General features: G+C 67.2%; 16 protein-coding genes. 7 read left to right on the top strand and 9 right to left on the bottom strand.

Annotated features, from left to right (window positions below; genetic code table 11):
* The first annotated feature begins 45 nt into the window (after nucleotides 1–45).
* The gene (locus SCA01S_RS09490; protein WP_245652506.1) at nucleotides 46–912 is read left to right on the top strand and encodes an MBL fold metallo-hydrolase; all 867 of its coding nucleotides are present in this window, start codon (nucleotides 46–48) and stop codon (nucleotides 910–912) included.
* A gap of 128 nt (nucleotides 913–1,040) precedes the next feature.
* Here SCA01S_RS09490 and ubiA read toward each other — a convergent pair whose 3' ends face one another.
* The gene (gene ubiA / locus SCA01S_RS09495) at nucleotides 1,041–1,955 is read right to left on the bottom strand and encodes a 4-hydroxybenzoate octaprenyltransferase (RefSeq protein WP_062785104.1); all 915 of its coding nucleotides are present in this window, start codon (nucleotides 1,953–1,955) and stop codon (nucleotides 1,041–1,043) included.
* A 107-nt stretch (nucleotides 1,956–2,062) separates the two neighbouring features.
* On the opposite strand from ubiA, the gene SCA01S_RS09500 reads away from it, so the two are divergent.
* From SCA01S_RS09500 to SCA01S_RS09510, 3 genes are all read left to right on the top strand, one after another.
* Nucleotides 2,063–2,815 (top strand): 16S rRNA (uracil(1498)-N(3))-methyltransferase, encoded by a 753-nt coding sequence (locus SCA01S_RS09500; RefSeq protein ID WP_174544793.1) that lies wholly within the window; start codon nucleotides 2,063–2,065, stop codon nucleotides 2,813–2,815.
* Nucleotides 2,816–2,920: 105 nt separating this feature from the next.
* Nucleotides 2,921–4,294 carry a glutamate--cysteine ligase gene (locus SCA01S_RS09505; RefSeq protein WP_062785108.1) on the top strand — a complete coding sequence of 458 codons (1,374 nt, stop codon included), beginning with the start codon at nucleotides 2,921–2,923 and terminating at the stop codon, nucleotides 4,292–4,294.
* A 14-nt stretch (nucleotides 4,295–4,308) separates the two neighbouring features.
* Nucleotides 4,309–4,608 (top strand): putative quinol monooxygenase, encoded by a 300-nt coding sequence (locus tag SCA01S_RS09510; RefSeq protein ID WP_022675026.1) that lies wholly within the window; start codon nucleotides 4,309–4,311, stop codon nucleotides 4,606–4,608.
* 59 nt (nucleotides 4,609–4,667) lie between these two features.
* On the opposite strand, the gene SCA01S_RS09515 is transcribed toward SCA01S_RS09510, so the two are convergent.
* The 5 genes from SCA01S_RS09515 to SCA01S_RS09535 all read right to left on the bottom strand — a co-directional run bounded on the left by SCA01S_RS09515 (nucleotide 4,668) and on the right by SCA01S_RS09535 (nucleotide 10,604).
* Entirely contained in the window at nucleotides 4,668–6,062 is a 1,395-nt protein-coding gene (locus SCA01S_RS09515) for a methyltransferase family protein (RefSeq protein ID WP_062785110.1), read from the bottom strand.
* 45 nt (nucleotides 6,063–6,107) lie between these two features.
* Nucleotides 6,108–7,493 (bottom strand): outer membrane protein assembly factor BamB family protein, encoded by a 1,386-nt coding sequence (locus SCA01S_RS09520; RefSeq protein WP_082208978.1) that lies wholly within the window; start codon nucleotides 7,491–7,493, stop codon nucleotides 6,108–6,110.
* A 96-nt stretch (nucleotides 7,494–7,589) separates the two neighbouring features.
* The gene (locus SCA01S_RS09525) at nucleotides 7,590–8,342 is read right to left on the bottom strand and encodes a tetratricopeptide repeat protein (RefSeq protein WP_022675023.1); all 753 of its coding nucleotides are present in this window, start codon (nucleotides 8,340–8,342) and stop codon (nucleotides 7,590–7,592) included.
* Nucleotides 8,343–8,511: 169 nt separating this feature from the next.
* Nucleotides 8,512–9,669, bottom strand: a complete 1,158-nt coding sequence (locus tag SCA01S_RS09530; protein WP_062785112.1) for a glycosyltransferase family 4 protein — start codon at nucleotides 9,667–9,669, stop codon at nucleotides 8,512–8,514.
* Nucleotides 9,670–9,695: 26 nt separating this feature from the next.
* Nucleotides 9,696–10,604 (bottom strand): alpha/beta fold hydrolase, encoded by a 909-nt coding sequence (locus SCA01S_RS09535; protein WP_062785227.1) that lies wholly within the window; start codon nucleotides 10,602–10,604, stop codon nucleotides 9,696–9,698.
* A gap of 87 nt (nucleotides 10,605–10,691) precedes the next feature.
* On the opposite strand from SCA01S_RS09535, the gene SCA01S_RS09540 reads away from it, so the two are divergent.
* Both SCA01S_RS09540 and SCA01S_RS09545 read left to right on the top strand, forming a co-directional pair.
* Nucleotides 10,692–12,110: a protein adenylyltransferase SelO family protein gene (locus SCA01S_RS09540; protein ID WP_062785114.1), complete on the top strand. Its 1,419-nt coding sequence runs from the start codon at nucleotides 10,692–10,694 to the stop codon at nucleotides 12,108–12,110.
* 104 nt (nucleotides 12,111–12,214) lie between these two features.
* On the top strand, nucleotides 12,215–13,627 hold the full coding sequence (locus tag SCA01S_RS09545; RefSeq protein ID WP_062785229.1) for a succinylglutamate-semialdehyde dehydrogenase: 1,413 nt from the start codon (nucleotides 12,215–12,217) through the stop codon (nucleotides 13,625–13,627).
* On the opposite strand, the gene SCA01S_RS09550 is transcribed toward SCA01S_RS09545, so the two are convergent.
* Together SCA01S_RS09550 and SCA01S_RS09555 are read right to left on the bottom strand one after the other, a co-directional pair.
* On the bottom strand, nucleotides 13,624–13,857 hold the full coding sequence (locus SCA01S_RS09550) for a hypothetical protein (RefSeq protein WP_157088922.1): 234 nt from the start codon (nucleotides 13,855–13,857) through the stop codon (nucleotides 13,624–13,626). The two genes, SCA01S_RS09545 and SCA01S_RS09550, sit on opposite strands and share 4 nt — an antisense overlap.
* Before the next feature lie 152 nt (nucleotides 13,858–14,009).
* Nucleotides 14,010–14,501: a glycine zipper 2TM domain-containing protein gene (locus SCA01S_RS09555; RefSeq protein ID WP_062785118.1), complete on the bottom strand. Its 492-nt coding sequence runs from the start codon at nucleotides 14,499–14,501 to the stop codon at nucleotides 14,010–14,012.
* Between the two features lie 168 nt (nucleotides 14,502–14,669).
* Between SCA01S_RS09555 and rarD the strand changes: the two genes are divergently transcribed.
* On the top strand, nucleotides 14,670–15,590 hold the full coding sequence (rarD, locus tag SCA01S_RS09560; protein ID WP_084390903.1) for an EamA family transporter RarD: 921 nt from the start codon (nucleotides 14,670–14,672) through the stop codon (nucleotides 15,588–15,590).
* 108 nt (nucleotides 15,591–15,698) lie between these two features.
* Here the strand turns inward: rarD and pyrC are convergent, their stop codons facing one another.
* Nucleotides 15,699–16,739: a dihydroorotase gene (pyrC, locus tag SCA01S_RS09565; protein WP_062785120.1), complete on the bottom strand. Its 1,041-nt coding sequence runs from the start codon at nucleotides 16,737–16,739 to the stop codon at nucleotides 15,699–15,701.
* Between the last annotated feature and the right edge of the window lie 8 nt (nucleotides 16,740–16,747).

Genomic DNA, 16,747 nt, shown 5'->3' on the forward strand with positions numbered 1-16,747 from the left:
ATGACTGGTCGACACCGCTTTCGCCTCGCCCTTCCCCTTGCCCTCATGGCGGGATCGCCGCTGCTGATCGGCGCGGCCCCGGCGTTCGATCCGCCGCCCTTCGCACACTGGATCGATGGCACCACGGCCAGCGAACCAGAGATGCAGGTGCAACAGGTTGATGCCGACACCTTCGTGATCCGCCAATCGGTGAAAACCAATTTCGAGGCGCCGTTTCTCTATCTGCTGTTCGGGCAAAGCGGCGCGTTGCTGGTCGATACCGGGGCTGGCGGCCTGATGGTGCGGCCCACGGTGGAGCGCGTGATCGCGCAATGGCGCCAGGCCCACGGCAACCACCCGCTGCACCTGACCGTCGCCCATTCGCACAGCCATGGCGACCACCATGCAGGCGACAGCGAATTTGCCGATCGGCCGGATACCACCGTGGTAGGCCTTGCCCCAGCCGATGTCGCCAGCGCGTTTCATGTGGCCGACTGGCCCAACGGCCTGGGCGCGCTGGACCTGGGCGGACGCGTGCTGCGCGCCATCCCCACGCCAGGGCATCAAAGCGCGCATGTCATGATCTATGACCCGCAAACCCGCCTACTCTTGTCGGGCGACATGCTCTATCCCGGCCGTCTCTACGTGCCGAGCAACCACTTCGCCGAATTCCGCGCCAGCGCCCATCGCCTGGCCGCCTTCGCGCAAACCCACCCCATCCGCGCCCTGCTTGGCGCCCATATCGAGATGACCACCACGCCGGGCCAGGACTATCCGATGGAAGCCCCCACGCACCCGGCCGAACACGGCCTGGCGCTGCCGCCCGCCGCGATTGCCGATCTGGTTCAGACCGTGGATGCCATGGGCGACACGCCGGCGAAGGCCGTGCGGCCAGACTTCATCGTCTATCCGGTGGAACCACGGCCGAATTGATTAGTGGCGGGCTGTAACACGCCCTCCCAACCCCTCCCGCAGGCGGGAGGGGCTTTTTGGCGCCAAGCTCCCCTCCCGCCTGCGGGAGGGGCTGGGGGAGGGCATGTTCGCCAAGCCTCTCAGTCCGCCTACCCCGCGCTCCCCACCACCAGGCACGCCAGCGCCATCAGAAACCCCGCCGTGCGGTTTGAACGAAACCGCGCCAGGGCGTTGTCGCCATCGTCCACGTCGAGGCTCAGCGCCTGCCACGCCAGGTGCAGCGCCACCGGCAGCAGCGCCAGCAGGGCCAGGGGATCGGGATGGACCAGCCAGAACGCCAGCGCCCACAGCGCCACGGCGGCGGCGTAGAATGCAGTGACGCCGGGCCGCACCTTGCTGCCCAGCGCGCGGGCGCTGGAGCGGATGCCGACCATGGCGTCATCCTCGCGGTCTTGCAGGGCATAGATCGTGTCATAGCCGATGCACCAGCACATCGCCCCGGCATAGAGCGCGGCGAGTGCGCCGAGGTCGCCATCGTGCACCGCCACCCAGCCGGTCGGCGCGCCCCAAGTGAAGACGAGGCCGAGCCAGGCTTGTGGCCACCAGGTGATGCGCTTCATGAACGGGTAGGCGGCGACCAGCGCCAGGCTGCCCAGCGCGACGATCTGCGCCTGCCAGCGCAACTGGAGCAGCACGACCAGCCCCACCGCAGCGAGCACCACGAGCCAGGCCCAGGCCGCCTTCTTGCGCACGCGACCACTGGCCACCGGGCGCTGCGCCGTGCGGGCGACCCGCGCATCGAGATCAGCGTCGACGATATCGTTATAGACGCACCCCGCCCCGCGCATGGCGATGGAGCCGAGCAGCATCCACGCCACCAAGTGCCACTGCCGCGCGCCGCCGGCCAGGAACACGCCCCAGGCGCAGGGCCAGAACAGCAGCCACCAGCCGATCGGCCGGTCCAGCCGGGCAAGCAGCGCATAATCGCGCAAGGGCTGCGGCAGGCGGGCCACCAGCCCGCGATGTTCGCTGTCAGGGACGATCTGATCGGTTGCCGTGGTCATGCTGCCATGCTCCTGCGCCGGTTTGATCAGGCCTGCAAGGGGACAGATCGCCCGCGTGTTGCCGCCGCGCGCGGCGCTGCCTATGAACGCTGCCCATGACCGATCATCTGCCCGCCACCCCCGCCTGGCCGCCCCGCTCTGCCCCGCGCCTGTTCGTGGAAGAACGGCTGGAAGACGGCGCCAGCCTGGCGATCGACGGCGCACAGGCGCACTATCTGGGCAAGGTGATGCGCGCTGGGCCGGGCGACGCGGTGATCCTGTGCGACAACCAGACCGGCGAATGGCTGGCCCGCGTGGCGCACGCCGGCAAGCGTGACATGATGCTGACGCTCGAGCGGCAGTTGCGGCCACTGGAGGCGGTTCCCGATCTATGGCTGTGCCCGGCCTTGCTCAAGAAGCAGGCGTTCGACTGGGTGCTGGAAAAGGCCACCGAACTGGGCGCTGGCCAGATCCGCCCGGTGATTACGCGGCGCTGCGTGGCCGACAAGCTCAATGCCGAACGCGCCGCCACGATCGTGACCGAGGCGGCCGAGCAATGCGCGCGCACTGCCCTGCCCGCGCTGTTCGATCCGGTGAAGCTCGACGCCATGCTGCGCGACTGGCCCGCCGGGCGCGCGCTGTTCTTTGCCGATGAGCAGGGCGGCGCCCCGGCGGCCCAAGCCTTTGCCGCGCGCCAAGGCCCGGCCGCCCTGCTCATCGGGCCGGAGGGCGGCTTTGACGAAGCGGAACGCGCCGCGATCCGCGCTCATCCTGCCGCCCATGCCATTACCCTGGGTCCGCGCATCCTGCGGGGCGAAACGGCAGCCGTGGCGGGCCTGGGATTGTGGATGGGGGTTGCGGGGGACTGGGCTGCCGCGTGAGGGTTTGCGCCGCGCGCACGCCCCTTGGATTATTGCCGCCCTGCAATCGTTCATCCCACGTTTATCGCTGGCGCAAAGTCCGTTTGGCCACTAACGGATGCGGGCATGAGCACGAGACAGGTTTCAGATAGCAACGATCCTCTCATCGAGAGCCGGGACCAGCTTGTCGCCCCCATGCAGAAGGGCGAAAAGCCGCGCGATGCCTGGCGAATCGGCACCGAGCACGAGAAATTCGTCTATCGCACGGCCGACCATGCCGCCCCGTCCTATGACGAGCCCGGTGGCATCCGCGATCTGCTGATGGCGCTGACCGAATTCGGCTGGGAGCCGGTGATGGAAGGCGGCAAGGTCATTGCCATGTCCGGCCCGGATGGCGCGGTCAGCCTGGAGCCGGCCGGCCAGCTCGAACTGTCGGGCGCGCCGCTGGAAAGCCTGCACGAGACCTGCGCAGAAACCGGGCGCCATCTTGCCCAGGTCAAGACCATCGGCGATCGCTTTGGCCTCGCTTACCTCGGCCTTGGCCTTTGGCCCGACAAGGCGCGCGGCGATCTGCCGATCATGCCCAAGGGCCGCTATGAGATCATGCTGCGCCATATGCCCCGCGTGGGCACGATGGGCCTGGACATGATGCTGCGCACCTGCACCATCCAGACCAACCTGGACTATGCCAGCGAAGCCGACATGGCGCAGAAGTTCCGCGTCAGCCTGGCGTTGCAGCCGCTGGCCACCGCTCTGTTTGCCAATTCGCCGTTCCTGGAAGGCAAGCCCGACGGCTTCCTGTCCTATCGCAGCCACATCTGGTCAGACACCGATCCGGCGCGCACGGGCATGCTGCCCTTCGTGTTCGAAGACGGCTTTGGCTATGAACGCTATGTCGACTACATGCTCGACGTGCCGATGTATTTCGTGTTCCGCGATGGCAAATACATCGATGCCGCCGGCCAGTCGTTCCGCGATTTCCTTGATGGCAAGCTGCCCGCGCTGCCCGGCGAAAAGCCGCGAAAGAGCGACTGGATTGACCATCTTTCCACCGCCTTCCCCGAAGTGCGGCTGAAATCGTTCCTGGAAATGCGCGGCGCCGATGGCGGCCCGTGGAACCGGATCTGCGCCCTGCCCGCGTTCTGGGTGGGACTGCTCTATGATCAGGGCGCGCTCGATGCGGCGTGGGATCTGGTCAAGGACTGGGACATGGAAGGGCGCGAGATCCTGCGCGCCAGCGTACCCAAGCTGGGCCTTGATGCGCCGCTGCCCGGTGGCGGCACCCTGCGCGATATCGCCGGCCGCGTGCTCGACATTGCGCGCTCGGGCCTGGCCGCGCGCGGGCGCCTCAACGCAGCCGGAGACAACGAAACCGGCTATCTCCTGCCGCTGGACGAGATCGTCGCCTCGGGCAAGACCCCGGCCGAGCGCTTGCTCGATCTGTACCACGGCGCGTGGGGCGGTGACCTGTCCAAGGTCTATGCCGCCAAGAGCTTTTGAGAGGATAGTACCCCATGATCCTGGTAATGGGCACGTTTCGCCTGCCGACCGCCGCCTTCGCCACCGCCGCGCCGATGATGCGCGCGGTGATCGAGGCTACCCGCGCCGAAGACGGGTGCCTGGCCTATGCCTATTCGCACGATGCGCTTGATCCCGAAGTGATCCACGTCAGCGAAAAGTGGCGCGACCGCGCCGCGCTCGACGCCCATTTCCAGACCGCGCACATGGCCACCTGGGCACAGCAGCGCGCCGGCCTGGGCCTGACCGAGCGCAACATCCGCGTGTTCGAAAGCGATGAAGGCGTGGCGGTTTGAGCGCTTAGCGCTGGGGTTCACACCACCCCCAACCCCCTCCTCTAAAGAGGAGGGGGCTTTTAATTCAACACCTTCTCCTCCCCCTCCTCTTCAGAGGAGGGGGTCGGGGGGTGGTGGCGGCTCAACGCCGGCCTGCCAACCAGACCACTTAAAAGCTGCCCCAACCGCCGCGTGATCAGCCCATGCTGGGCCATCCAGGCATGGTATGCGCGATACTTGGCGTCTTCGCCCAGCAGGTGCTTTTCCTCGGTCTTGGCGCGCCAGAAATAGACCGCGCTGACTAGCGCGAGGGTGACCGTGTTGCGCACGGCATCAACCTTGGAATGCGTGGTGGCGAGGAACGGCATCGTCACCAGCCACCAGAACAGGTTCTTCGACAGATAGGCGGGATGCCGGGTAAAGGCATAGGGGCCGTTGGTCAGCACGCCGCGATACGTAAGGTTGGAAAAGCGCAAGCCGAAGGCAATCGTGGCCCAGGCATAGATCGCCGTCAGCACCACTTGCGCCAGGCCCCAGGCCCACAGCAGCGCCGGATGGCCATCGAACCAATAGGCCCATTCTGCGGTGCTCTGGTGATAGTCCAGCACGCCGCCGCCGCCCATCAGCACAAAGGGCGGATAGCACATCAGCGCTGCCACCCACCCCGCCAGATAGGGATTGGCCGTGCGGATGTGGGCATCGAGCGGCTTCATCGTCAGCAGGTAGCCGACCATGGCGATCTGCACGTCGATCATGAACATCGCCTCGATCGCGGTGTTCGACCAGCGTACCGGATCGGCCCACAGCCCGGTCCAGTCCGCCTCGACCACGGCGGCAAAACCACCGGGCAGGATCGAGATCATGAAGGCGCAGAAAAAGCCTTTCACCGTCCAGGCGCGCAAGTGGTGCCACACCTGGTCCACGTCATAGGCTTCGCGCCCGATCAGCATGGCACCGAAATGCCAGGCCCCGTCGCGCGGGCTGACCAGCACGCGATCGAGCCACAGCACATAGGGAATGGCGCCCAGGAACAGGAACGGCGCGGCCTGTTCCAACAGGTCCATGGCGAACAGATACTGCCCGCGCCAATACCAGCGCCCCAGGCAATAGACGAAGGCGATCAGCGCCCAGGTGGCCCAGAGCCCGGCCAGCTTGGTGATCGAGATATCGAGCACGCTGCGCAACGGGCGCGGCGCCATCCAGTCGATGCCGGTGGAGGGCCGGCGATGAACCTTGTCGACCAGCAGCGACCAGGCCACCATCGGCGTGCCGGAAAACAAGAGGGCAAGCACCGCCGCGCTTGATCCGGCCAGCCGCGCGTGCGGCCCTGGCAAGCCCAGCGCATCGACGATCTGCGGCCAGGCGCGGCACACCGCCACCCATGCCAGCAGGCCAGCGAGGCCCACCAAGCCTACCCAGACGGACACATCGCTGGCAGGGCGGGGCGAAACGGCGTGGGCGGGCGACTTGGTCATACCCGCCCGCTTATACGCGCAGAAGTGGAAATTCGGTGAAGAAGGTTAACGCCAGGCGGTGATTTCGCCGCTGTCATCCAGCACGATCAGGGTCTTGTCAGCCACGATCGGCGGCAGGGTAACGGGCGCAGCCACCTTGGTCACGCGGGCCAGCGTACCATCACCCACGGTAATGGTGGAAATCTCGCCACGCGAATTGGCCACCCACAGCTTGTTGCCCGCCAAGACCGGCCCGGTCCAGAAGATCGGGCTCTCCTTCTTCTTGGGCTTGAGATAGCGGGGCAGCTGGCTCATCCAGCGGACCTTGCCGGTGGACTTGGCGATGCACAGCAGCTTGTCTTCGTCGGTCAGGGTGAAGATCCACTCACCGGCCACTGCCGGGGTGGAAATGCCCGCGAGGTTGAGTTCCCAGATACGCTGGCCGGTGACCAGTTCATAGGCGGCCATGCGCCCGCCCTGCCCCAGGGCATAGACCCGGCCGCGTTCGATGATCGGATCGGCATCGATATCGGTCAGCGTCGAAACGCTCGTGGCGATCGAGGTACGCGCCAGCGCATCGGACCACAGCTGCCGCCCGTTTTCATAGCGATAGGCCACCAGTTCGCCCGAGCTGTAGCCGGCGATCACCGTGCCTTGGCCAGCGGCGGGAGCCGCCACGCCGAACACGCCGCTTTGCGTGACCGAGGCGGACTGATTCCACAGATTGGTGCCATCGGCGGTGTTGAGCGCAAAGATCTGGTTGTCCTGCGTCATCACATAGACCGCGCCGAACGCCACGGTGGGCGCGCCGCGCAGCGGGCCGGCAGGCTTTACGCGCCACTTGATCTTGCCATCGGCCGCATCGAGCGCGGCCACTTCGCCAAGGCCGGTGGTGATGTAGACGTTGCCCGAATCAAAGCTGACGCCGCCGCCAAAGATCGAATCGTTCTTTTCGGGCAGACGGAAGCCCTGCTTCCACTTTTCGTGGCCGTTGTTTTCATCGAGCGCGCGCACCACGCCTTCGGTGTCCATCACGAAGACAGTGCCATTGCCCACCACCGGCGATGCGGCCAGGCGCTGCTTGGGCGAAGACCCGGAAATGCGCGTGGACCACAGCTTTTGCGGGGCATCGGCAAGCGCGAGATGGCCCGAAGACTTGCTGGCAGTGCCGCCGCCCTGGGCCCATTCGGTGTTGACCACGGGCGCGGGCACGACCACGTCCATGCTGGCGAGCGTGGGATCGACCTTGGTGCCGGCCTCGATCCGCGACAGCACGGGAATGCGTTCGCCCACGGTGGGCGTGGCCTTGACCTTGCCCTTGTGCCCGGCGCAGCCGCCCAGAACCAGAGCCAGGCCCAGCACTGCCGCGGGGGCCAGCGCCGCAATCCGGCGGCGATCGGTGCCGGCGCCTGGCTGGCGGGCCATGTGGCCCTGGCTGGGAATGCGGATCATGCCTGTCTTCCTTGTCCTGTCATGCCCCGGCGGCCCGATGCGGGGCGGCGGCGCGCAATGCATGCAAACCCGATAGATCGGGAAACCGTGGCAGCCTTACTGGGCCTGCCCGATAACCGCCGAAACATCGTCAACCGCGTCGACACCCAGGCTGCCGGCAACCTGGCGCGCGCGGCGCTTGATCGTGTCGGGCACGTCCTTGTCCTTGGCGATGGCGGCAAACAGCGGCCCGGCCAGATCGTTGTGCCCCTGCTTGAGATAAGCCAGGCCAACCAGTTCGCCGGCGCTGCCGAACCACGGGTTGCCCGGCACGGCCAGCGGCTTGAGGCGGTCGATCACCTGCTGCGGAGGCAGCTTGTCAAACGTGATGGCCACTTCACGCACCGTGGCGGCATCGCGATAGGCCTGCGGCGCATTGCTGTCGGCGGCAACGGCGGCAAAGCCCTTGGCGGCCTGATCGGCCTTGCCATCGTCCTGCGCCTTGCCAGCCAGCAGCAGCTGCGCGGCGGCGCGGTTGCCCGGGGTGCCGTCCTTGGCCAGCGGATCGAGCAGGGCTTGCGCGGCCTTGTCGTTCTTGGCTTCGAAATTGTCGAGTGCCTGGGTCAGTTGCTCACCCTGCTGGCCGCGCAGCGTATCCTGGTGATTGCTGTACCACAGCCAGCCACCCAGCCCGGCCAGGCCCAGCACCACGGCCGCGCCAACCGGCTTGCCCCACTTGCGCAGCGCATAAAGCGCCTCGTCCTGGCGCAGGGCATCGTCCACTTCGCGGGCAAAGACATTGCCTTCGGCGGCGCGCGCAACGGCACGCGGATCGGACGGGTTTTGCGGACGGTTCGGTCTAAGGGCCAAGGCTAAGCTTTCGGCGATTGAGAGCAAGGGATAGGCAAAAATTGCACGGAATGGGCGCGGTGTTTAGCGGATGGAGCCACCTTTTCAACGCCTATGATGCTGGCTGTCCCCCGCTGAACCGATGGTTAAGCGACCAACCGCCTGCAACATCGCGACAACGAACGATGCTTCACGGGAATTGGGCCAGTCCCAGCGCATCGGCATAGACGCGGGCATAAAGGCCGGCCATCACGCTTTCATCATACTCGCGCGTGGCCAGAACGCGGTTGGCCGCCCCGGCGCGGCGGCGCGCCAGCTCATCCGTCGCCAGGTCCAGCATGGCCTGGGCCAGCGCCGCTTCATCACCGACCGGCGCGATGAACCGCGCATTGTCAGCGGCAACGATCTCGGCCACGTCGCCCACGGCCGGGCTCGCCACGGCGAGGCCTGCAGCCATCGCCTCAACCACCGACAGCGGAAACTGTTCGCTATCGCTCGACAGCGCAAAGAAATCGAACAGCCCCACTGCCAGCGCCGGATCGGGAACATGGCCGGGCAGATGCACGCGGTGGCCGATGTTGAGATCCATCGCCTGGGTCAGGATCGCCTCGCGCTCGGGCCCTTCACCCAGGATCACCAGGTGCCATTCTTCGGGCAGCGCACGAAAGGCGCGCACCAGGCGAGGCAGGTTCTTGACTGGGCGCAGGCCGGCCAGCGTGCCCACCCACTTTTCCCCCGGCCGCTTGATCACACGCGGCAGCGCGTCGGGGCGCGCCTTGCGGGCATAGGCGGCGGTGTCGATGCCATTGGCAATGCGGTGGACCTTGCCAGCCGGCTGGTGCCAGGCATCGCGGGCCACGGCCTCCAACCGCCGCGAGGGCACCACCAGCGCGCTGGCCCGGGCCAGGGCCACGCGCCGGAACCAGTTGCGCCGGGGATTGAGCCGCTCTGCCTCGTCGGCATTGAAGCCGTCTTCATGGTGGACCAGCGGCGCCAGGCCATAGAGCGGGGCGAACAGCGCGTGCGCCATGACCGCATCCATCGCCCCCCAGTTGTAGGTGCAGATCAGGTCAAAACCCTGCATCCCGCGCGCCAGGGTCTGGAGGCGACGCACGCCAAGCTTGCCCACCAGAGGGGGAAAACCCAGCGGAAAATGCACCGAAAGCCCGCGTGCCAAAAGGCTGCGCGCGCCCAGCGCGCCAGGCTGCGCCGAGACGACCGAATGATCGAGCGCATTGCCGAACCGGTTCATCAGCGCCACGCTGCGGCGTTCCTTGCCCCCGGCATCGAACGTGGAATGCAGGTGCAGCACATGCAGGCGGCGGGCCGGGCCGGCTTGGCGATCCATGGTCAAGGTTCCTGCAACCGCCGCGATCAGTCGAGCCGCGCCAGCAGGGCATCGATCGCCGCGCGTGCCTCGGGTTCGTCCAGCGTCGGGGCATGGCCCACGCGCGGCAGGGTCACCAGCGTGCAATCGGGATGGCGCTGCGCCATCGCGGCGGCGGTATCGGCCGAGAGAATGTCCGAGGTGGCGCCATGGACCACCACCAGCGGCACTGGCGTCAACGCGGCGAACAGCGGCCACAGATCGGCCTCGGGCGGCGGCGCGCTGCCTTCTGCCCTGGCCTTGGCCGCAGCATCGTCGCGCGCCTGCTCTGCCGCCTCGATCGGGGCGGCGATCTTCATGTCATAGTCAAAGGCGATGCGCCCGCCCGTGCCCAGTGCCATCAGCCGCTTGGCTAGGCGCAGCCAGTCTTCGATGCTAAAATCCGGGTAGATATCGCCCATCGTCTCGCGCAGGCCGCGTGCGGCGTGCATCCAGGTGAGATAGCTGCGCCCCTGGCCGACATAGTCGGTAATGCGCGCCAGGCCGGCCGGATCGATCGCTGGGCCGATATCGTTGAGCACGGCGCCCGCCACCAAGCCGGGCTGGCCGGCCGCCAGCGCCATGGTGAGAATGCCGCCGAGCGAGGTGCCGATCGCGATGAAGCGGGTGATCTTTTCGGCGGCGAGCAGCCCCGCCAGATCCTGGGCATAGACCGGCGGCTGATAGGTCATCGGATCGCGGGCATAGTCGCTTTCCCCCCGCCCGCGCAGATCGGGGCACAGCACGCGGCGGCCGCTGGCGGCGATATGCGGGGCCAGATCCTCGAAATCGCGGCCATTGCGCGTCAGGCCGGGCAGGCAGATCACCGGAAGACGCGCCGCATCGCCGGGATAGGCGCGATAGGCCAGGCGCAAACCATCGGTGCTGGCCCAACTGCGAATCTCGAATGTGGCGATGGGCAAACGCGTTTTCCCGTGTCTTGTATCACTGTTAAGCCACAAGGCGCCTTGCCTGTGGCGTGCAAGCACCCCACTAATGGAAGAATGGAGCCTGTCCCGCAAGCCGTGTCGGATCGCCCGCTGCCGGGTCAAGCCATTCCCTATCGCCCCGATCCGCAATTGGCGGCGCTGGCGCCCTGGCTGGGCGATAGCGTGGCGGCGGCCGATTTTCCGCAGACCGTGCTGCGCTGGCGCAACGATCGCGCCGCCGCGCAGGTGGGCCTCGAGGGCCTTGGCGATGACGAGTGGCTCGCCCACTTCGGCCGCTTCGCACCCCTGCCCGGCAATCTGCCCGGGCCACTCGCGCTGCGCTATCACGGACACCAGTTCGGGGTGTACAATCCCGACCTGGGCGATGGGCGCGGCTTCACCTTTGCCCAGTTGCGCGATGGCGCGGGCCGCCTGCTCGACCTGGGCACCAAGGGTTCGGGGCAGACGCCGTGGAGCCGGCGCGGCGACGGGCGCCTGACACTCAAAGGCGCAGTGCGCGAAATCCTGGCGACCGAGCTGCTCGAAGCGCTGGGCGTCAACACCAGCCGCACCTTTTCGGTTATCGAGACCGGCGAGAACCTGTGGCGCGGCGATGAACCCTCGCCCACCCGCTCGGCGGTGCTGGTGCGGCTCAGCCATGGACACATCCGCATCGGCACGTTCCAGCGCCTGCTCGCGCTCGACAAGCCGGCCGAGATGCACGAATTGATCGCCTATTGCCTGGCGCAGTTTCCCGGTGCGCCCGATGCCGCGCCGGCCGGGTCCAGCCCGGCGGCCACGCTGCTGCACCAGGTGGTGGCGCGCATGGCCGATATGGCCGCCAGCTATATGGTCGCGGGCTTTGTCCACGGCGTGCTCAACACCGACAACATGAACGTGACGGGCGAGAGTTTCGACTATGGCCCGTGGCGCTGGCTGCCGCGCTGGGACGCAGGGTTTGTCGCCGCCTATTTCGACGAGGCTGGCCGCTATGCCTTTGGCCGCCAGCCCGAGGTGATCGGCTGGAACTGCGGCCAGCTGGCCGTGGCGCTGCGCCTGGTGGAAGAAGCGCCGCCGCTGATCGCCGCGCTCGAACGCTTTGGCCCGCTCTACCAGGCGGCTATGGCGCGCCGCTGGTGCTGGCGCCTGGGCGTGGCATCGCAAGGGCTGGAACGCGATAGCGCCCTGATCGCGGCCTGCGAGGCGGCGATGCGCGCCAGCGGGACCGGACCGGACGCATTTTTCCACGCCCATCGCGGCGGGCGCGGCGCCGATGCCTTGCCCGAACTGGCGGGCTATGCCCCGATCGGCAGCGACCATCCGCTGTGGCAGGAAGAGGCCCCGCCCAGCCTGCTGATCGATGAAGTGGAAAGCATCTGGGCGCCGATCGCCGAACGCGATGACTGGAGCGCGCTCGATGCCAAGATCGCGGCCATCCGTCGCCTGGGCGAGGCACTCGGCCAGCCGCCGGTCCCGGCCGGCCACGGTCATTAAGCAATGCGACAGGCTGCTGGGCCGATCGCTGACCCATTCGTAACGCTTTTGGTTTATCCCTCCCTGTGACAGCAAGCCTCACCCAAAGGATCGACGCCCACCCCGTGGCAGCCGGAGAGATCATTTCCACAGAGCCGGCCACCGGCGCTGAACTCTGGCGCGGCGCCGTGGGCGATGTCGATGCGGCGGTGGCGCGTGCGCGGCGCGCGTGGCCGGCCTGGGCAGCGCAGCCGCTGTCCACCCGCATCGAACTGATGCGCCGCTTTGCCAACGAAGTGCGCAAGGATGCCGAAAGCCTTGCCACGCTGATCGCCCGCGAAACCGGCAAGCCCCTGTGGGAAGCCAAGGGCGAGGTCGATACCGTGCTGACCAAGGTGGAAATCGCGGTGCGCAGCTATGCCGAACGCACGGCGCAACGCCGGCTCGACAGCGCGCTGCAGGGCACGGCCGCGCTGCGCCACAAGCCACACGGCGTGATGGCCGTGATCGGCCCGTTCAACCTGCCGGCCCAGGCACCGGTGGGCCATATCATTCCCGCGCTGATCGCCGGCAATGCCGTGGTGTTCAAGCCATCGGAAAAGGCGCCGGCCACGGGCCAGGCCCTGATCCAGTGCCTGCATCGCGCCGGGGTGCCGGCCGCCCTGGCGCAGATGCTGGTGGGCGCGGCCGAGGAAGGCAAGGCGCTGGCCACCCACGAAGGCGTCGATGGCGTGCTGTTCACCGGATCGAGCCACACTGGCCTTACGCTCAACCGCCGCCTGGCGGCGCAGCCGGGCAAGATCGTGGCGCTGGACCTGGGCGGCAACAACCCGATCGTGGTGTGGGACACGCCCAAGATCGCCGATGCCGCCGCGCTGGTGGTGCAATCGGCGTTTACCACCGCCGGGCAGCGTGCCACGGCCGCGCGCCGGCTGATCGTCAAGGCCGATCTCTATGATGCCGTGGTTGGCGAGGTAAAGGCCCTGGCCGATCGCCTGATCGTGGGCGCGCCGCTGGATGATCCCGCCCCGTTCATGGGGCCGGTGATCGACAATGCCGCCGCCGACGGCCTGACCGAAAGCTTTGTCTATCTGCTGTCGCACGGTGGACGGCCGATCCGCCATCTGACACGGCCGCGCGGCGATCTGCCGTTCCTGGCCCCGGCGATGATCGACGTGACAGCGATGACCCAGCGCCCCGATGTGGAGCTGTTCGGCCCAATCCTGCAGGTGATCAAGGTGGATGATTTCGACCAGGCCCTGGCCGAGGCGAACGCCACGCGCTTTGGCCTGTGCGCCGCGCTAATCGGCGGCACGCCGCAGGATTACAACCGGTTCTGGGCCAATGTGCGGGCCGGCGCGGTCAACTGGAACCGCCCGACCAACGGCGTCTCACCCGCAGCGCCCCTGGGCGGGGTGGGCCTTTCCGGCAACCAGCGGCCGGGCGCGTTCTATGCGGCGGATTTCTGCGCCTATCCCGTGGCCTCGGCCGAAATTGAACAGCCGCGCGCCTCGATCGGTATCGGGCTGTCCGGCTAGGGCGAATCGGGTGGCGGCGTGGCGGGATCGACCGGGCCGCCCGGCACCACCGCCGCGTTGCGCATGTTCTGCTGTGACAGATCGGGATCGACCAGCAATTGCCCTTCAAGCGCAGCGCTCATTGCGGGATCGTGATCAGCCTTGCGCTTGGGCGCGTCATCCTGCGCGCAGGCCGTTAGGGCCAGACTGACAAGCAGCGCAAAAAGGCATGAGGCAAAAGGCTTGGCCATGGCCATTCCTGAACCGGCCGTGGTTAGCGGCGCGTTAACGGCCCGGCAAACCAGACGCAAAAGGGGGCCTGCACGCCACCACGCATGCAGGCCCCGGTCCCGCCCGATCCCCGACTGGTCCCTCCGGTCGGGCAGGATCTAGCGTATTAGTCTTAGCGGCAGCGGGCGTTGCTCTGGTCGATCGACTTGCCCAGCAGCGCGCCACCGGCTGCACCCAGCAGGGCGCCAAGCGTGCGATCACCGTTGCCGGCAATGCCCCGGCCGATCAGCGCACCGGCCACGCCACCCACCAGCAGGCCGGTGGTGCCGTCGTTGCGGCGGCAGTAATAGCGGCCGTCGTTGCCGCGCCAGCTCTGGCCGCGATAGGCAACATCGCCGTAATAGCCACGGTCATAGCCGCGATAATCCTCGCGGTCATAGCCGCGATAGTCGTTGTCGCCGCGGCCATAGCCACCGCGCCAATCGTCACGATCACGCCAGCCGCCACGGTTGTGGTTCCAACCCTGGTCCCAGCCATCGTGCGCCACCGCGGCAACCAGCGTGGGCTGGGGGGCAACTTCAATCGCCGCCGAAGCCGGGGCGATGCCGGAAGCCACAGCGGCCGTTGCGGCCAGGCCCAGCATAGTCTTGCGAAGTGCGATCATGTTCGGTCTCCTGATCCGTCGTGTTGGTTCATGTTTACAGGCTTCAAGCTGAACGACATGCAACGCGACTGTCAGAATTGGTCAGAAACGAAAAAAGTTCGGACCGGCCCGCACGCCGCGCGGAAAAGGGCCTTGGCGCAAGGCGATGCGCCTGCCACAGGCCCGGCCATGAGCCAGAGGATAGACAGCGCAACGGCGAGCAACCTGAACAACCCCGGCACGTCCAAGGCCGCGGGCGGCCTGGGCGCGGCCGTGCTGGCCTATGTGATCTGGGGATTCTTCCCGATCTATTTCCATCCGCTGCTCGGCGTTCCGGCGATCGAGCTGGTGAGCTGGCGCGTGGTGTTCACCTTGCCGGTATGCCTTGCCGTGGTCTGGTTCAGCGGCCAAGGCCCCGCCCTGCGCGCTGCACTCACCACCCCGGCGGTGCTTGGCCGGCTGGTGCTGAGCGCGGCGGCGATCGGCTGCAACTGGCTGATGTATCTGGTGGCGATCGAAACACACCAGGTGCTGGCGGCCAGCCTGGGCTATTACATCAACCCGCTGCTCAATGTGCTGATCGGCGTGGTTTTCCTGCACGAGCGTTTGAACCGCCTGCAATGGGCGGCCGTGGCGCTGGCTGCCGGTGGCATTGCCGTGCTGATGGCCGGCGCACTGTCGATGCTGGGCGTGGCCATGGCGATGGCCGGCAGCTTTGCCCTCTATGGCCTGGTGCGCAAGTTCGTGGTGGTGCCTTCGGTCATCGGGCTGACCGTGGAAACCGCAGTGCTGTTCGTGCCAGCGCTGCTCGCCGTGCTCCATGCCGCGTCCGGCCCGGCCGGCTCGGCGCTGTCGCAGGGCGGTGTGGTGCCCTGGCTGCTGGCCGGATCGGGCGTGGTCACGGCCGTGCCGCTGCTGCTGTTTGCCGTCGCCGCGCGCAAGCTCGATCTTTCGACGCTGGGCTTCGCCCAGTTCATCGCCCCCACCATTCTCTTCGTGCTCGGCGCATTGCTTTATGGCGAACCGCTCGATCCGGCGCGGGTGACGTGTTTCATGCTGATCTGGGCGGCGATTGCCTTGTTTAGCTATGACCTGTTGCGCCGGCGGTGATCCTTCCACGGCGGGGGGTGGCGGCATTTGTGCCTTGAGGGCCGTTTCGGGCCGAAACACCCCTCCACCAGCCTGCGGCTGGTCCCCCTCCCCGTGCCGGGGAGGAACTTAGGCCAGGCGCCAGGCCAGGGTTTCACCGGCGTGGAACGGCACCAGCACCGTACCACCCGCCGCGATTTCGGCCGGCACGGCAACGCCGGTCTTTTCCAGGGTCACCGTGCCCTCGTTGAGCGGCAGGCCATAGAAGCGCGGGCCATTTTCGCTGGCAAAGGCCTCGAACTTGTCGAGCGCGCCCTCTTCATCGAACACGGCGATGTAGCTTTCCAGCGCATAGGGCGCGTTGAACAGCCCGGCGCAGCCGCAGGCGCTTTCTTTGAGATGCCGCGCATGGGGCGCGGTGTCGGTGCCCAGGAACACCCGATCATGGCCCGAGGTGGCCAGCTTGCGCAGCGCCAGGCGGTGCTTTTCGCGCTTGGCCACCGGCAGGCAATAGGCATGCGGGCGCATCCCGCCCACCAGCATCGCGTTGCGGTTGATGTGCAGGTGCTGCGGCGTGATCGTTGCGCCCACGTTCGGCCCGGCGCTTTCCACGAACTGCGCGGCTTCTTGCGTGGTGATGTGTTCGAACACGATTTTCAGCGCCGGGAAATCGGCCACCAGGCGTCCCAGCGTGCGCTCGATGAACACCGCCTCGCGATCGAAGATGTCGACGTGGGAATCGGTCACCTCGCCATGGATCAACAGCGGCATGCCGATCTTCTGCATGCGTTCGAGCACGGGATAGATCGTGGCCACGCTGGTCACGCCATGGGCCGAGCCGGTGGTGGCATGGGCGGGATAGAGCTTGGCCGCAGTGAACACGCCGGCGCTGTGGCCACGCTCAACCTCGTCAGGATCGGTATGATCGGTCAGGTAAAGCGTCATCAACGGCGTGAAATCGCTGCCCGCCGGCAAAGCCGCCAGGATGCGGTCGCGATAGGCGGCAACGCCGGCCACATCGGTCATCGGCGGAGACAGGTTGGGCATCACGATCGCACGGGCAAACTGGCGCGCGGTATAGGGCGCCACGCCTTCCAGCATGGCGCCGTCGCGCAGGTGAACGTGCCAGTCATCCGGGCGGCGGATCGTGAGAGTCGTTTGCGTGCTCATGGCTTCCC

Origin of the sequence: Novosphingobium capsulatum NBRC 12533, assembly GCF_001598375.1 — a bacterium.
In the GTDB taxonomy this organism is placed as follows: domain Bacteria; phylum Pseudomonadota; class Alphaproteobacteria; order Sphingomonadales; family Sphingomonadaceae; genus Novosphingobium; species Novosphingobium capsulatum.

Excerpts from the sequence above, each read along its gene's own strand:
- ubiA (WP_062785104.1), bottom strand. The coding sequence starts at position 1,955 with ATGACCACGGCAACCGATCAGATCGTCCCTGACAGCGAACATCGCGGG.
- SCA01S_RS09540 (WP_062785114.1), top strand. The coding sequence starts at position 10,692 with ATGGAGCCTGTCCCGCAAGCCGTGTCGGATCGCCCGCTGCCGGGTCAA.
- pyrC (WP_062785120.1), bottom strand. The coding sequence starts at position 16,739 with ATGAGCACGCAAACGACTCTCACGATCCGCCGCCCGGATGACTGGCAC.
- SCA01S_RS09555 (WP_062785118.1), bottom strand. The coding sequence starts at position 14,501 with ATGATCGCACTTCGCAAGACTATGCTGGGCCTGGCCGCAACGGCCGCT.
- SCA01S_RS09510 (WP_022675026.1), top strand. The coding sequence starts at position 4,309 with ATGATCCTGGTAATGGGCACGTTTCGCCTGCCGACCGCCGCCTTCGCC.
- rarD (WP_084390903.1), top strand. The coding sequence starts at position 14,670 with ATGAGCCAGAGGATAGACAGCGCAACGGCGAGCAACCTGAACAACCCC.
- SCA01S_RS09530 (WP_062785112.1), bottom strand. The coding sequence starts at position 9,669 with ATGGATCGCCAAGCCGGCCCGGCCCGCCGCCTGCATGTGCTGCACCTG.
- SCA01S_RS09550 (WP_157088922.1), bottom strand. The coding sequence starts at position 13,857 with ATGGCCAAGCCTTTTGCCTCATGCCTTTTTGCGCTGCTTGTCAGTCTG.
- SCA01S_RS09515 (WP_062785110.1), bottom strand. The coding sequence starts at position 6,062 with ATGACCAAGTCGCCCGCCCACGCCGTTTCGCCCCGCCCTGCCAGCGAT.
- SCA01S_RS09520 (WP_082208978.1), bottom strand. The coding sequence starts at position 7,493 with ATGATCCGCATTCCCAGCCAGGGCCACATGGCCCGCCAGCCAGGCGCC.
- SCA01S_RS09505 (WP_062785108.1), top strand. The coding sequence starts at position 2,921 with ATGAGCACGAGACAGGTTTCAGATAGCAACGATCCTCTCATCGAGAGC.
- SCA01S_RS09490 (WP_245652506.1), top strand. The coding sequence starts at position 46 with ATGGCGGGATCGCCGCTGCTGATCGGCGCGGCCCCGGCGTTCGATCCG.